10 protein-coding genes are annotated in these 15,751 nt (G+C 66.1%); 5 read left to right on the top strand and 5 right to left on the bottom strand.

Features of this window, described 5'->3' with window-relative positions; all coding sequences use genetic code 11:
- Window positions 1-698 precede the first annotated feature (698 nt).
- The 3 genes from K9U40_RS08025 to K9U40_RS08015 all read right to left on the bottom strand — a co-directional run bounded on the left by K9U40_RS08025 (window position 699) and on the right by K9U40_RS08015 (window position 7,419).
- The gene (locus K9U40_RS08025) at window positions 699-827 is read right to left on the bottom strand and encodes a hypothetical protein (RefSeq protein ID WP_282889692.1); all 129 of its coding nucleotides are present in this window, start codon (window positions 825-827) and stop codon (window positions 699-701) included.
- Between the two features lie 249 nt (window positions 828-1,076).
- Window positions 1,077-1,697 (bottom strand): invasion associated locus B family protein, encoded by a 621-nt coding sequence (locus K9U40_RS08020; protein WP_282889691.1) that lies wholly within the window; start codon window positions 1,695-1,697, stop codon window positions 1,077-1,079.
- Window positions 1,698-1,833: 136 nt separating this feature from the next.
- The gene (locus tag K9U40_RS08015; protein WP_282889690.1) at window positions 1,834-7,419 is read right to left on the bottom strand and encodes a beta strand repeat-containing protein; all 5,586 of its coding nucleotides are present in this window, start codon (window positions 7,417-7,419) and stop codon (window positions 1,834-1,836) included.
- A gap of 694 nt (window positions 7,420-8,113) precedes the next feature.
- Between K9U40_RS08015 and K9U40_RS08010 the strand changes: the two genes are divergently transcribed.
- From K9U40_RS08010 to K9U40_RS07990, 5 genes are all read left to right on the top strand, one after another.
- Window positions 8,114-8,782, top strand: coding sequence for a helix-turn-helix transcriptional regulator (locus tag K9U40_RS08010; RefSeq protein ID WP_282889689.1), 669 nt, complete (start codon window positions 8,114-8,116; stop codon window positions 8,780-8,782).
- Between the two features lie 238 nt (window positions 8,783-9,020).
- On the top strand, window positions 9,021-9,455 hold the full coding sequence (pedF, locus tag K9U40_RS08005) for a cytochrome c-550 PedF (protein ID WP_282889688.1): 435 nt from the start codon (window positions 9,021-9,023) through the stop codon (window positions 9,453-9,455).
- A 17-nt stretch (window positions 9,456-9,472) separates the two neighbouring features.
- Complete coding sequence (locus K9U40_RS08000) at window positions 9,473-10,321, top strand: substrate-binding periplasmic protein (protein ID WP_282889687.1); 849 nt, start codon at window positions 9,473-9,475, stop codon at window positions 10,319-10,321.
- Between the two features lie 96 nt (window positions 10,322-10,417).
- On the top strand, window positions 10,418-12,178 hold the full coding sequence (locus K9U40_RS07995) for a PQQ-dependent methanol/ethanol family dehydrogenase (RefSeq protein ID WP_414114810.1): 1,761 nt from the start codon (window positions 10,418-10,420) through the stop codon (window positions 12,176-12,178).
- 167 nt (window positions 12,179-12,345) lie between these two features.
- Entirely contained in the window at window positions 12,346-13,032 is a 687-nt protein-coding gene (locus tag K9U40_RS07990; protein ID WP_282889685.1) for a response regulator transcription factor, read from the top strand.
- 106 nt (window positions 13,033-13,138) lie between these two features.
- Here the strand turns inward: K9U40_RS07990 and K9U40_RS07985 are convergent, their stop codons facing one another.
- Window positions 13,139-14,521 carry an ATP-binding response regulator gene (locus K9U40_RS07985; RefSeq protein WP_282889684.1) on the bottom strand — a complete coding sequence of 461 codons (1,383 nt, stop codon included), beginning with the start codon at window positions 14,519-14,521 and terminating at the stop codon, window positions 13,139-13,141.
- A complete protein-coding gene (locus K9U40_RS07980; RefSeq protein WP_282889683.1) occupies window positions 14,518-15,618 on the bottom strand; it encodes an FIST N-terminal domain-containing protein in 1,101 nt (366 codons plus the stop codon). The genes K9U40_RS07985 and K9U40_RS07980 overlap by 4 nt, the downstream gene beginning before the upstream one ends.
- Between the last annotated feature and the right edge of the window lie 133 nt (window positions 15,619-15,751).

Raw genomic sequence — 15,751 nt, 5'->3', positions numbered from 1 at the left:
ATAGTGCATGGCTTCGAGGAACTTGCGGTCATCGCGCCCCTTGTCGCCCCGTCGCGACCGGCAAGCGCGGAACACCTCCAGAGCCACCGCCCAATCCTCGTCCGTCATCCGCGTCAGCATGGTCGACCTCGCCAAAAGCCGACCCGCTATGAATCACCGAAAGGACAAGAAGGGAATCCCCCTCCGACTCAACACGGCGAAATCCGTCCACACCGCCTAGGCAGTGTGGACACGTACCTGAGCCAGATGAGGGTTGCGGAGAGCGGAACGCGGGAGCCGTCCGCAAGCCGCTCGTAGCACCGTCCATCGGGACCGCGAAACACCTGCTTGACACTCGTGATCTGCATTCCGTTGCGCTTGGCGAAATCGTGGAAGTCCATCGGTTGTCATTTCCGTGGCTCGGCGGGGATGCGGGCGTGAGCTATGGCCACATGGGTGACATCAGCCCTTGGCCCCTTGTCTGTGGGCCGCGCGCGTAGGAACCGAACCGCGAAACGGTGCCAGGCCGCAGCGTCAGCGGCACCCCGGATTCGGAATCGTGGGCACCACCGAGGACGGTTCGGTTCTTCCGGGATGCGGGACAGGGGAAACCGTCTCCATCTTCCTTCCGCGCTGAGTCGTCAAAGCGCGCCCGGTGATGCCGTGCTCGACCGCCGCCATCGACGGCTTGCCACTGACAGCGGAAGCAACCTGAAGCATCACGCGGCCCGCGCCTTGGTGCCGGCCTCGACCTTGACGCCGAGGATGACGAGCGGGTCCGCCTCGGCGCGGCGGGTGCCGCCATCACGCTGGAGCAGGGCTTCCTCCGTCAGCTCGGCCTCGAACAACCGCGCAGGCGGGCCCGGATCGACCGGGTGAGGACATGCCCGGATCTGGCGGGGGCGGATCGTCGGCCTTCAGGGGGAAGACTGAAAGCTGGCGCGGCATCGCGGCAGGGGCGATGTGCCCTGCGATCAGACCGGGCCCGTGCCGCTCGTGGGCTGCAACCGGGTGCGCGGCGGGAAAAGAAAAAGCCGGATGCCTCTCCGGCATCCGGCTTCGGAACCGCTCGACGGTGTCGGCCCGAGCCGACCCGGTCAGACCTTCTTCAGGCCGGCCAGCACCTTGTCGATGCCGGCGAGGGCCAGCTTCACGTTCACCTGCCGCCCGTCCGCCAGATGGAAGCTCACGGTCGCTTCCTTGGCCGCGGCAAGGTCGTTGGCGAAGGCCTGATCGTAGGCGATCGAGGCTTCGCATTCGGCTTGGCCGCAGGTCTGGAAGGCGAGCCGCCGCACATTCTGGCCGATGGCGATGTCGACGCCTTCGCGCACCAGCACGCCTGTCGGGGTGGTCACCGCGATGGTCGGGACCTCCTTGGCATCACGACCGAGCTTGATGACCATCACGACGCGGTTGGTCTTGTTGTCGCTGACCCGCATGGTGGCCCAGCAGGTCTTCTTGGCGATCTTGGCTCCCGCCGCCGGTGGCAATTCCTGGCAGGTCAGTATCCAGTTGTCGAAGCGGGTGGTCTCGGTCTTCACCGGCCCGGCAGGCGCGGCGGGGGCCGCCGGCTGCGCCTGCCGCTGTTGCTGCTGCGCCTCGGCCGCCGTCATGGCCACCAGCCAGGTGGCCGCCAGGATCACAGCGGCGCCGGCACCGAGGAGGGCGCCGATACGAAGGGAATACGACTTGGGGGAATATGACTTGGAAGTGGTCACGGACGTCTCCGACATCTCGCAATCGGGCCGCGGGGGCTGGGGCGGCCGGGGAGGAAACCCACCGGCATGCTGCCGTTCAGTTGGGAAAGGCGGCGTGCCGGAGCACGCCGCCTCATTTCAACCCGACCGGGCTATCTCACCACTGGTAGCGAACGCCACCCTTCGCGCTGCCGGCGACATAGCTGTCGCCGAACTTGATGTCGGCATTGGTGAAGCCGTTCCAGCCGCTGTCCTTCGAGAAGACGTTCAGGCCGACGCCCACCTCGCCGAACAGGCCGTCGAAATTGTCGACGGTGGTGAAGGGCACGCCCGGATTGAAGACCGTGACCGCATTGTCGCCGAGGAACTCGTACCACAGGCGACCGGTGAGGCTGGCTTCGACCCGGTAGGTCGCGGCGTCGTAGGCCTGTCCACCCACCCGCGCGCCGATGCTGGCCCGCAGGCTGTCGTTGTTTCCGAAGTCCACCACCGTACCGGGCACGAGGGCGAGGTCGTTGATGTCGGTGTTCACGTAGCTGACCGTGGCCAGACCATCAACGAAGCCGGTCGCGCCCCACTTGTAGAAGCGATAGCCGGTATCCACCACGAAGCCGAGGTTGGTCGCATCCGTGGACTGCCCGAAATAGCCCGCCCCGACGAGGGTGGGGGCATTGTAGTCCATGGACAGGAAGTCAGCCTTGAACAGAGCGTCGAGGTACCAATTGGCGTTGATGTAGGTCGCGTAGACACCGACCGTGCCGCCCGAGTAATCCGCCGAGGTGGCCGAAGAGTCGAACGAGAGGTCGGAGGCCACGTAGCCGCCGAGGATGCCGAACACGAAGGCATCGTTCGGGTTGGTCACGCCTTCCTTGCCGAAGTCTGCGCCGGCCATGAACCCGTAGATGTTCTGGTTGTAGCCGGTGTCGAAGCCGTAATTGGCACCGTAGGCCTGGAAGCTGCTGGAGGCGTCACGCGACCCCCAGCTGCCGATGACCTTGCCCCAGACGCCGGGCGTGACGGAGGCCGGCGCACCGGTGACGGTCTTCACGCCTTCCTTGGTCACGAGGGTCGTGGTGGTGCCCTGCAGGTAGGTGCGCAGGTCGGCCTGGCGGTCGAGCCACACACCGGTGGTCTCGTGCCAGATGGCCTGGGCGCCGGTGACGAGCGACGGCAGTTCGAACACTTCCTGGTCGGGCAGGCCGATCAGGTACTGGTCGTTGCCGATGACCACCAGATCGTAAAAGAACAGGCCCTTGTCGATCACGCCGCCGAACTTGGCGCTGTAATTGGCCGATTCGGAGGAGATCACGAAGCTGGCCGGCTGGTCGGCGGTGTACTTGCCGTAGGTGACGCCGGCCGGATCGACCACGTCCACCACCTTGATGCCCGCGAGGTTGAGGGCACCGGGGCCGGCGTTCACGTCGTTGATCACCAGGGCCGTCTGGCCGGGGGTGACAAGACCGGCAATCGCCGCGCCGGTCACGTCCAGGCCGCCCACCTGCAGGATGTCCGAGGTGGAGCCGGCGGAGCCGAGGTAGGAGTCGAGGCCCACCTTGCTGTTGCCGACACCGTTGAACACACCGCTCACATAGGTCACGTCGCGCTGGCCGTTCCAGGCGATCTGGCCGGGCACCTCGTCGCGCAGGTCGAGCAGGCCGGCGCCGAGATAGGCGGCGTCGCCGTTGTTGAAGGTCTCGAGGCTGTAGAAGGAGGTGTACTCCGCCACATCCCCCTGGAGCGCGGTGACAACCCGGCCGGGGTTGTTCACCGTGTCGAAGCCGCCACCGAAGTAGTTGTTGCCGACGGTGACCCAGGTGTTGGAGCTGAAGTTGTTGAACACGTCGTCATTATGGGTCAGGCCGACCCGGCCGACGATGGTGCCGTAATTGTCGATGGTGGTGGCACCGCCGTCCGTATCGATCACGATGTCGCTGGCGGCGGTCACGAGGTCGTTGTGGACGGGGTTGGCGAAGGCCCAGGAGCTCACCAGCGAGTCGGCGCCCACCGTGATGGAGGTCGCGTCATCGCTGCGCACCGAGATCACCGCATCGGACCAGGACTGGCCCGAGCCGGACACAACGTTGTTGGAGCCGATGCTGATCGTGGCGATGTCGGCGTCGGAGATGCGGATGGCGTTGCCGGCTCCACCCTCGTTCGAGTCGCCGATGATCTGGACATAGGAGCCGGTGGTGATGTTGACGTTATCCCACCCGTGGGCGTGGATGGCGTCGTCTTCCGCGGAGATCACGGTCGGCACCAGCTCCGTGCCGCCGAGGACGTTCACGTAGATGTCGCCGGCCCCGAAGGAGCGGTTGGACACCCGGATGCCGTCGTCGCCGGCAACCACCGCGCTCGACGCACCCACCGTGACGGTCAGGTCGCCCTCGCCGCCGAACTTGTGCGCGACGATGCCGTCGTCAAGGGCCTGAACCAGGCTGTTGGTGCCGGTGGTGACGTTGGTCGCCCCCTTGGTGAACAGCGACGTCGCGTAGATGCCGTCATTCCCGGCCAGGATGGCCGAGTTCTCGCCGGTGGTGACGCTGTTGTCGCCGGTGCCGAAGAGATGGGCCGAGGTGATGCCGTTGGTCGCGGCAAAGATGATGCTGTTGAGGCCGGTGGTGGTCGTCAGGTTGCCTTCACCGAAGGCCTTGCCGGCAACGATGCCCGCGAAGACCGGCGCCGAGGGGTCGACGAAGGGGTTCGAGCCGATGGTCGAGCCTTCGCCGGTGGTGACGACCACGTTGCCGTCACCGAACGACTGCCCGGCGACGATGCCGACGCCGGAGGTCAGGATCGAGCTGTTCTTGCCGGTCGTCACCGTCACGGCGTCGCCGCCCGCGGTGGCGCTGTCGCCGAAGAACTTCAGGGCCACGATGCCGCCGAGGCCGGCATTGATGGCGCTGCCCTCGCCGGTGGTCACCACAACATTGCCGTCACCGAACGACTTGGAGGCGATGATGCCGATGTCGTGCGCGGCGATGGTGGTGGCATCCTTCTGGATCACCGTCACATTGCCGGCGCCGAAGAGGGCGTTGGCCTCGATGCCGTTGCCGAAGGCGGACGTGATGTTGGCGTTGGCGTTCACCGCCACGTCGCCATCGCCGCCCTTCAGGATGAAGATGCCGTTGTCCTGAGCGTCGATGGCGGCGTTGTTGGTCACCGTCACCGAGCTGGGGGACAGCGAGGCGCTGAGCACCTGGATGCCCTCGTCACCCGCGGTGATGGCGGCATTGGTGGTGATGCCGATATCGCCGTGGCCGAAATGGGCCACCGAGATGCCGTCGTCGCCGGCATTGATGGTGCCGTTGGCGGTGGTGGTGATGGTGATGGGCGCGTTGCCGATGCCGAGGGCGAAGATGCCGTCGCCGCCAGTGGCGCCGCCAGGGTAGCCGCCGATAGCCGCATCCACGTCGATGGTGGTCGCGCCGTCGCCGATCTTGAAGGTGGAGACGCCGATGCCAGCGGACTGGATGGTCCCGCCGGCATTGATGTTCACGTCCACCGCGCCGGTGCCGACATTGCCGGCCAGGATGCCGATGCCGAAGGCCTGGACATTGGCGTTCACATTGGCCTGGGCGAGGCCGGAACCAAAGGTCACCGCGGCGCCGCCGATGACCGGCGGGTCGATCTCGGCATTCACGTTGAGGGTGGCGTTGCCGGTGCCGCCGGCGAAGGCGGCGGCGCCGAACAGGCCGCCGGCGGAAATCTTCTCCTCGACGTTCACCGTGGTGTCGCCACCGGTGTTGAAGGCGATGATGCCCGAGCCGCCGGACGTGATCGCGGCGTTATTGGTCACCGTCACGGTGCCGTTGTCGCCGACAAGGCCGGCGATGATGCCCTGGGTGCCGGCCGTGATGGCGGCGTTGGTGGTCACGTCCACCTTGAAGTCGTCGCCGATCGCTCCGGCGATGATGCCGGCGCCGCCGGCGGTGATCGCGCCGTCGGTGGTGGTTTCCACCGTCACCGAGCCGGTCTTGCCGGATGCCAGCGCCATCACGCCGAAGCCGGTGACGTCGATGGTGTTGTCCACCAGCACGTCGGTGGTCGCGATGTTGCCGGCGGTGGCGGAGGCCAGGATGCCCGCGGCCGAATTGTTGATGATGCCGTGCTGCTCGACCGTGCTGGTGGCATTCTTGCCACCGCCCTGCGCCGTCGCGAGGCCGGTGATGGCGACGCCCGCACCGCCGCTCACCTGACCGTAGGTGTCGATGGTGCTGGTGGCGTTGCCGAAGACGCTTTCGGTGGAGGCCGCGATGCCGCCCAGACCACCGGTCGTGGTCCCGGAGGAGGTGATGCTGGTGGTGGTGGTCTGGTCGATGACGGTGTTGACGCCGATACCTACTCCCAGGCCGGAAGTGCCGGTGACAATCCCGTTGGTGTTGACCGTCACATCGCCGCCGATGCTGGTCCTATTGATCGCGATGCCCGCCAAGCCGCCGGAGACGGTGGTACCGCCGGCGGTGTTCACATCCACGTTGCCGGTGGCTTGATACTGGCTGTTGATGAGGACGCCAAAGCCGAGGGGGCCGCCGGTCGCCTGCGTCGCGCCGCCGAGGGTGACGTTCACGTCCTCCCCGCGCTGGAGCAGGTTGATGCCGGCAAGGCCGCCGGAAATGCTGGCGTTGCCAGTGGTGGAGACGTTGATCTTCTCGTCGGCGGAGCCGAAGAGGCCGGAACTCACCAGCGGCGCCGTGCCCTGCGCGGTGCCGGAGAAGCCGATGACGTTGATGTCGCCGTTGTCGGTGGTGAGGGCGAGGCCGGCAAGGCCGCCCTGCGCGGTGCCGGAGAAGGTGTTGACGTTGATGTCGCCCTGGGCGGTCTGGGCAAGAATGCCCGCACCCAGCGTGCCCTGAGCGGTGCCGGCGAAATTGTTGACCGTGATGTTGCCGACGACGGTGGCCGAGAGGTCAAGGCCGTTCACGCCACCGGTGACCAGGGCGGTGCTGGCAAAGTTGTTGGCGACGATATTGCCGCTCTTCGTCTGCGCCTGGATGCCATCGAACAGCACACCGTCGGACGAGCCGGAGAAGCCGGACAGGTTGATGTTGCCGACCGCCGTGGTGGCATAGATGCCGTTCACGCCACCCTGCGCCGAGGTGGCGAAGTTCTGGACGCTGATGTTGCCGAGGTCGCTGTCGAGCCGGACGCCGTTGATCCCGCCGAAGATGTGGGGGGCGGAACCGGAAGACGCCGCCGTGAAATTGTTCGCGGTGATGTCACCGCCGGCCGTCGCGATGATGCCGTTGCCCACCAGGCCGGTTGCGTTGCCCTGGAAGCCGCTGAGGTTGATTTCATCGCCGGCGGTGAGGACGAGGCCACTCACACCACCCGAGGTCGTGCTCGAGAAATTCGTGATCGTGATGTCGCCACCGGCGTCGTACGACATGCCGCTCACCAACCCAGCAGCGATGGTCGTTCCGGAGGTATTGACCGTGATGTCGTTTCCGGCTGTGCCGATGATGCCGAAGCCACCAACGTTGGCGCCGTTGGTGAGATTCACCGTGAGATTGTTGCCAGCAGTGCCGGTGACACCAACCGGGTTAGCCGAGTTACAATTCAGCGTGGCGTTGCCCAGGCTGAAGGCGTTGTTGCAAGCCGCCTCGGCCGCGGTCGGCACGAGGAGCGCGCCCATGGCGAGCGCCGGAACCAGTGCCGTGCTGAGGAGAAGGGCGCGCGTGCGCCGCTGGCGCAGGGAGATTTCCCCGTTCACGCCCGAATGGATGGTGCCGCCCTTATTGACCATCTGAACCCCCAGTAATCGGCCGATGCCCTGACCCGGCCGCAAAATCCATTGCTTCGATCGCGGATGACACGCGATCCTTGGATGCAGGTACGGCGAGCGCACCATGCAACTTGAGCGAACTTATCCAGCATGCGCAATCGCCGCTCCGCAACCAACGAATCTTTGCTACTCAAAATGCGAACTTCTTCACATTCGCGCAGTGTGTTGCAGTTTTGCACGAGACGCAAAAATATAAATAAATACAACTAACTAATCCAAATTTCCCGCTCCACGCGGGTCCCCGATACCTTGGGTAAGCCTGACTGACGCAAGTTAAATGGCGGTATAATAATACATCTATTTGCTTTTACACTCTGTTTGGATTGTTCTTCGCTGCGGCATGGGGAGCAGCCGTCTGGCGATGAACAACACAACCAAAGCGGGAGACGCGTTTAGCGTAAGTATTGCAACTCGTGCGGCGCAGACGATCTCGCCTCCGCCTTCAAGAATTGACCGTGCTCCCGGCGACGCGGACGCTGAAGGCGAACAGCCTGACGTAGACAAGGTCCCGCCTTTCGAAACCGCGACACTGCATACACTTGCGATCATTGGCGGAAAGACCGGCCTCCCGGGCACGGTCCATGTCACCTGTGCAGCGGAACCGGGGATCTTCATCGGCAAATGCTCCGAATCTGCCTCGGTCCGTGTCGATGACATGCAGCCCGCCGATGTTGAGGCCGGCCAGGCCTTCCTCTGCGTCATCGCGCGGGAGGGCGAGCTGCACCATGGGGCGGGCGAGGTCACCCTCGTCCTCATCCCGCGGCAGATGCTGAAGCTCGCCGATGCGCTCAAGGCGGCTCCGTTCGGCGTGACGACCGGCCCCGATCCCGCCCTCGACATCCTGGTCGCGCACGCCCGAAGCCTCCTCGGTCGCCCGCTGCCTCCAGCCTTGGCCCTGTTCTGCGAAAGCGGCCTGCTCGGCCTGCTGGCCTTCGCCGCCGGACCCGGCGGCAACGCAAGCGCGCGCAGCCCCGATGCCCGCGATGCGCGCGACGCGCTCTACCAGGAAATCCTGCTCGACATCGCCGCCAATTGCAGCCGGCACGATTTCGGCGTCTCGCAGGTGGCGCAGCGCCACAGAATCAATGTGCGCACGCTGCAGAAGCTGTTCCAGCAGCACGGCACCACGCTGAAGGAACACCTCACCTGGTCGCGCCTCCAGCTCGCCCGCAGCGCCCTCGCCGATCCCGCCAATGCCGGCAAGAAGGTCTCCGACATCGCCTTCGAGGCCGGCTTCAACGACATCGCCACGTTCAACCGGCTGTTCCGCCGGACCTTCGGGCGCACCCCCTCCTCGCTGCGGCAGGCCAACGGCGCGGGGTGAGCGCGCAGCGCCCGAGCGGAGCCCTCCCGGCATCGGTCAAAGACAAAACCCGTCGGCATAAGCCGTCCGCCGCCGTCCGGAAGGACGGCGCGGGCCGGGCTTCAGCTCCGCGGCATGCCGCCCGCCGGCAGGCGCCGGTGTGTGTACCAAAGGGCAATTGGAAGGCGCCGGCGTTTTGGTAGCGTCTTCTGCAACAGATGCCCCCACCAGCGGCATAAAATCTTCCGGGAGGAAAGTAATGCGACTTCGGTACGCCACAGTTACGCTTGCGCTTCTTTCTGCCGTCGGCGTCATCACGGCAGTCTACGGGCACGGCGACGTGGCGCCTCAGCCAGTCGACACGACGGGCCTCGACAAACTGGGCGATGGATGGCGGGAGGAAAACCCCTATCGCCTGTCGGGCGGCGATCAATACCAGCTCGCGATCAAGATCGGCACCTCCGGCTACAGCCAGAACTGCGCCCGCTGCCACGGCCTCGAGGTGATCTCGGGCGGCATCGCGCCGGACCTGCGCTATCTGGAGACCGGCATCGACGGAGACAAGTGGTTCATCAACCGCATCCGCCACGGCTACAGCCAGGACGGCGCCTACAAGATGCCCCCGTTTGAAGGGGTGCTCAGCCAGGAAGCCATGTGGGCCATCCGCTCCTATGTCGAGACCCGCCCGGAATAGCGGCGAGGAGGATGAAGATGCCCGTGACCCGCCTGATCCTCGCCGTCCTGATCGCGACCGTCGCGTGGATGCAGCCGGCCGCGGCCCGGCCCCTCGCCGCGGTGAAGGCGTCCGGCGAGCTGAAGGTGGCCGTCTATGCGGATTTCCCGCCGTATTCCTTCGAACAGGACGGCAGGCTCGTGGGCATCGACGTGGATGCGGCCCGCGCCCTCGCGGACGCCCTGGGGGTGCGCGTGTCCTTCATGGTCCGCGAGGGCGGCGAGAATCTGGACGACGATCTCAGGGTCAATGTCTGGCGCGGCGACATCGTGGAGCGGAAGGTCGCGGACGTGATGATGCACGTCCCGCTCGACCACGCGCTCGCGGCGAGGAATGACGACGCCTTCCTGTGCTGCGCCTATTTCCGGGAGGAGCTCGCGGTGCTCCACGACACGGCGGTGGTGCCGGAGGTGGGCAGTCTCGCCCGCTTCGGCGCCACGAAGATCGCCGTGGAGAACGACACCATCTCCGATTTCTTCCTCACCAGCGCGTTCCACGGCCAGTTGCGCAATTCGGTGGTGCGCGGACGACGCTTCGCCGACGCCGAGGAGGCATTCACCACCGGCGCTGCGCCGGCGCTCATGGCGCCGCGTGCGCAGCTCGAATGGGTCGTTCGCCGCACGCCCCGACATACCGCTCTTGCCCTGCCCGCCATGCCGGGATTGGCAAAGCGATCCTGGACGGTCGGCATCGCGGTGCGCGCGGACAGCCGCGACCTCGCCGATGCCCTCGGCGCGGCGCTCGGCGATCTGCGGGCGAGCGGCCGCCTCGATGCGATCTGCTCCCCCTACGGAGTCACCGCGCTCCCCGTTGCCGGGGAACAGTGACGTAGGGCGTACGTCCGCCTCGCGCATCAACAGAACCAACCAACGGGCAGCACAGCCCGGACGAGGGAGGAAAGCATGGGGTTGAAGCGATTTCTGATGTCGACGGCGGGAGCGTGCATCGCTGCGGTGCTGGCCACCAGTGCGGCGAAGGCCGAGGGGCCCACCATCAATGACCTGATGAACGATCAGGCCACCACCGGCGACGTCGTGACCTACGGCCTCGGCCCCCAGGGCCAGCGCTACAGCCCGCTGAAGGTCCTCAACGCGTCGAACATCAAGCAGCTCACGCCTGCCTGGTCCTTCTCGTTCGGCGGCGAGAAGCAGCGCGGCCAGGAAAGCCAGCCTCTGGTCCACGACGGCATCATCTACGTCACCGGCTCCTACAGCCGCATCTATGCCGTCGATGCGCGGACCGGCGAGAAGAAATGGGAGTATGGTGCCCGCCTGCCGGAAGGCATCCTGCCCTGCTGCGACGTCATCAACCGCGGCGCCGCCATCCTCGGCAACAAGGTGTTCTTCGGAACCCTCGATGCCCACCTGATTGCCCTCGACAAGAAGACGGGCAAGGTGATCTGGAACAAGACGCTGGAAGACTACCAGGCAGGCTATTCCAGCACCGCGGCGCCGCTCATCGTCCCCTCGGAGAAGTACGGGCCGCTCATCGTCACGGGCGTGTCGGGCGGCGAATTCGGAATCGTCGGACGGGTCGACGCGCGCAATCCCGAGACCGGCGAGCTCGTCTGGTCGCGCCCCGTGATCGAAGGCTTCACCGGCACGCTCGAAGGCAAGCCGTCCACCATGACCGGCAAGCTCAACGAGAGCTGGCCGGGCGACATGTGGAAGAATGGCGGCGGGGCCACCTGGCTTGGCGGCACCTACGATCCCGACACCAAGCTCATCTATTTCGGCACCGGCAATCCCGCGCCCTGGAACTCGCACCTGCGGCCCGGCGACAACAAGTGGACGGCGTCCCGTCTCGCGATCGACCCGGAGAACGGCGAGATCAGGTGGGGGTTCCAGACCACGCCCCACGACGGCTGGGACTTCGACGGGGTGAACGAATTCATCCCCTTCACCCTTGAGAAAGGTGGAAAGACCATCAAGGCCGGCGCAACCGCTGACCGCAACGGCTTCTTCTACGTGCTCGACCGCACCAATGGTGCCTTCCTTTCGGCCTCGCCGTTCGTGAAGAACATCACCTGGGCGAAAGGCATCGACGCCAAGGGGAGGCCGATCTACATCGACGACAACCGGCCCGGCGATCCCACCGAGGCGGCGGAAGGCAAGAAGGGCAAGTCGGTGTTCGCCGTGCCCTCGTTCCTCGGCGGGAAGAACTGGATGCCGATGGCCTATTCGCCGGACACCAAGCTGTTCTACGTGCCGTCCAACGAATGGGGCATGGACATCTGGAACGAGCCGGTCGCCTACAAGAAGGGCGCGGCCTATCTCGGCGCCGGCTTCACGATCAAGCCGATCTTCGATGACCATATCGGCTCGCTCAAGGCGATTGATCCCGCCACTGGCGAGGTCAAGTGGGAGTACAAGAACAGCGCGCCGCTCTGGGGCGGGGTGCTCACCACCGCCGGCGGGCTCGTGTTCACCGGCACGCCGGAAGGCTACCTCAAGGCGTTCGACGCTGCGACCGGACAGGAACTGTGGAAGTTCCAGACAGGCTCCGGTATCGTCGGCTCCCCCGTCACCTGGGTGCAGGACGGCGAGCAGTTCGTGGGCGTCACCGTGGGGTGGGGCGGCGCGGTGCCCCTGTGGGGCGGAGAGGTCGCCAAGCTGGTGAAGAATATCAGCCAGGGTGGCTCCTTCTGGGCGTTCCGCCTGCCGAAGCAGGTCGCCGGAAAATGACCGGACGGGCGGCCCCGGCCGGCCTCCGGCCGAGGCCGCCTCGATTGGCCGGAAGGTGTTCGGTTGAGAGAATGGGTCGGACCGGACCGGTCCGACCCCGAAGGGCCGCCGGAGCGGGACGGGGGAAACGTCCGCGCTCCGGCGGCCTGCTGGAAGGGAGTGGGAGCGTGGCCGAGGTGAGCCGGGTCCTGATTGTCGATGACCACCCGCTGTTTCGCGAGGCGCTGCACAGCGCCGTCAATGTTGCGTGTCCGGGGTCCGAAATCCGGGAGGCCACCTCCATCGCCGATGCGGTGGCGATGATCAATGCCACTGAGCTCGCCTTCGATCTTGTCCTGCTCGACCTCACCATTCCGGGCACCGAGGGCTTCGAGGGGCTGCTCGAGGTCCGGGCCCGTTTTCCCGAACTGCCCGTGGTGATCGTGTCCAGCTTCGAGGACACGCGCATCGTTCAGCAGGCGCTATCCTACGGGGCGGCGGGATACGTGCCCAAATCCTCCACCAAGGCGGAAATCGCCAGCGCCATCACCGAGGTCATGGCTGGCGCCGTCCACCTGCCGCAATGCCTCGGCGGCGCGCGGCCGGCCCTCTCGGGGGACGCCTGCGACGACCTCCTGGCGCGGCTGGCCGCCCTGACACCCCAGCAGTTGCGCGTTCTGCAGATGCTGCGCCTGGGCCTTCTCAACAAGCAGATCGCCCACGAGCTCGACGTCTGCGAACGGACGGTGAAGGCGCACGTTTCCGAAATCCTGCGCAAGCTCGGCGTCTACAGCCGCACGCAGGTCGTCATCGAAACTGCGAAAATCGATTTCGAAGCACTGTCCGAGACCCTTCCGCCGCGCTTCAGCCCCTGAGGCAGGACGGCGCGCTTCACGAACCATCGAGGATCGTGGCAAGGCCGGGCGCGTCACCCGCCCCTGCCAGATCCGTCCCTGCCAGATCCGTCCCTGCCAGGTCGCATCACGACAGGCAGTGCGTGATCAGCGCGCGCAGTTCCGCCGGCTTCAGGGGCTTGCGCAGGAGCGGAAAGCCGCGGGCCCCCACCCGCGCCTCGACCTCGGGCGAATGGTCAGCGGTGGTGATGATGGTCGGGACCAGCCGCCCGGTTGCGGCACGCACCGCATCGACCACGTCGAGCCCGCACAATCCGTTGTCGAGATGGTAATCCACGACGAGAAGGTCCGGCGCGAAATGCTGGTCGCTTGCGAGCGCCACGCTGGAGGCCACGTCGCGGGCGAAGCGCATGCTGCAGTGCCAGCGTTCCATCAGCGCCGACATCGCCTCCACGACCGGCCGGTCGTTCTCCACGAGCATGATGTGCGCGCCCCTGAGGCGATATGCGCTTGGAGCGGCGAGCCGCGCCACATCGACCACCGTGCCTTCCCGGGTGGCGATCGGCACGCTCAGGGAGAAAATGGAGCCACGGCCTTCCACCGAGCGAAACGCGAGCGTGTGCCCGAGCGCGTCCGTCATGCGGCGGACGATGGCGAGGCCGAGGCCGAGGCCGCTCCCAAAGGCGGCGTCGCCGCAGACGGCGGGTCCGCGATGGAATTCCCTGAATATGGCTTCGTTCTGGTCCGGCGGGATGCCGATCCCCGTGTCGACCACGTCAATCCTGAGTTGCTCGCCCCGCTGCCTCGCACCGAGGAGAACGCCGCCGGATGCGGTATAGCGGACGGCATTGGATGCGAGGTTCGACAGGATGCGCTTGAGCAGCATCGGATCGCTCCGGACGATCACATCCGGTGACTTGACGGACAGCCGCAGCCCTTTCTGGAAGGCAACCGGCGCGAACTCGCCGGCCACCGCCGCCAGAATCTCGCGTATGGACACCACGTCCATGTTCGGCACCATGACGCCTGCGTCGAGCTTGGAGATGTCGAGGACGCTCTTGATCAGATCCTCGATGGACGAGAGGGCGCGGTCCACCTGCTCCACCAGCTTCAGGCCGCCGGGCGCGAGCGAATGCTCGGCCAGCAGGGACACGAGCAGGCGCGCGGCATTCAGCGGCTGCAGCAGATCGTGGCCCGCGGCCGCGAGGAATGTGCTCTTCGAGCGGTTGGCCACTTCCGCGGCCTCCTTCGCCTCAAGCATGTCCCTGTTGCTTTTCTCAAGCCGGAACTTGGCGGCGAGCAACTCTTCCGTGCGCTTATGGACCTGCTCCTGCAGGATGATCGCGGTCTGGAACAGCGAGTAGGCGCTCGCCTGGTTTTCCATGATGCGTTCGGCGCGCTCGATAAGGACCGCATTTACCTTCTCGATGCGCTCGGCGCGCGTGAGGGGCTGCCCTGCCGGGTGGGGCCCCGCGATCGGACCGCATGTGCCAAGGATGATGTCGCTCACGTTCCAACTCCGCCACCGGGCACTGCGGCCTCCGGCTGGCCGAAGGCGATGCCGGTGAAGGTCTGGTTGATATGCATCGCGTTGTACTGTTCGCCGTAAGTGTGGAAGCCGACCACATTGTAATGGCGATAGCGGTCGGCGACACGCAGGGTGAGTTGCCGGCTCTCCGCCTCCACGCGGCGCAGCACGCACTCGAAGCCGAGCACGATGTCCAAGCCCCCGAGCTCGGCATCGAGCCTGCCCAGGGTCCGGTCGACGCTGTCGGCCATGTCGTAGCTACGGGCGAGGGTGAGCACGACGCCCTTGTCTATGGCGCAGAAGAAGGACAGCCCCTTGTCTTCCACCCGGCGGATGGAGCGGCAGAAATAGTCGTCTCCGATCTTCACCACGAGGGGATGGGAGGCGAAGCTCATGGGCGACAGGCTCGCGGGATTGAGGCCGACCATCTCGGCATATTCGACGGTCGCGGTGGCGCCGTTCATCTCGGTGACGATCCGATGCTCGGCGTCGCATTCCGTCACGACGAGGCGGACGTCGGTCGGCTGATAATGGTCGGACTTGAAGATCCGGAACGGCACCTGGGTGGAGAAGAGGCAAAGGAGCGCCGCATCCCGGTGGGCCGTGCCGTTATGGATGATCCAGGTTTCCCGGAAGGCGAGACCGTCGCCGGCCGAGCCCCCCACATGGGGCAGGTTGCGCAGACCCGCATGGAAGGCGGAAACCATCACCTCCTCGCGGTTGGAGAGGCCGTCGATGAGCGTGAGGGCGAAAGCGGAACCTTCCAGCTCTCGGCCGGCAAGCCGGCCGAGCCGGTCCACGAGCGCTGATGCACAGGCGGCGCCGCGCTCGAAGCCGTGCCGGGAGATCTCGGTCACGAGGCCGCTAACGCAGTGAAAGGCATCGGCCGGAAAGAGGAGCGCCACGGCGCCCCCGTCCATGGGGCCGAACGGCCCGATCTCGCCGGCCGTCGAGCATCCGAGCTGCTCGGGGACCGGAACCTCCCTGAGCAGCGAGTGGGCGAGCGGCGCCGCATCGAAGGCAGGCGAGAAAAAAACCAGGAGCGCCGCAAAACTCCCGCCGGCTGCAGCTTGTCTCACCGTTCGGACGAAGTCTTCGGCGTCTGCCTCGGTGCATATCACGGTCACGATACCGCTGTTCGCGGCCGAAACGGCATGGTCGAGTGGCCGCAACAACGGCGTGCCCTCCGATGTCTCTTCCCTGGGACTGTTT

The organism is Xanthobacter autotrophicus (assembly GCF_030015065.1).
GTDB classification, from domain to species: Bacteria; Pseudomonadota; Alphaproteobacteria; order Rhizobiales; family Xanthobacteraceae; genus Xanthobacter; species Xanthobacter autotrophicus_D.
Note: the sequence above shows the minus strand (reverse complement) of the source record. Positions and strands in the feature narration are given on the sequence as shown.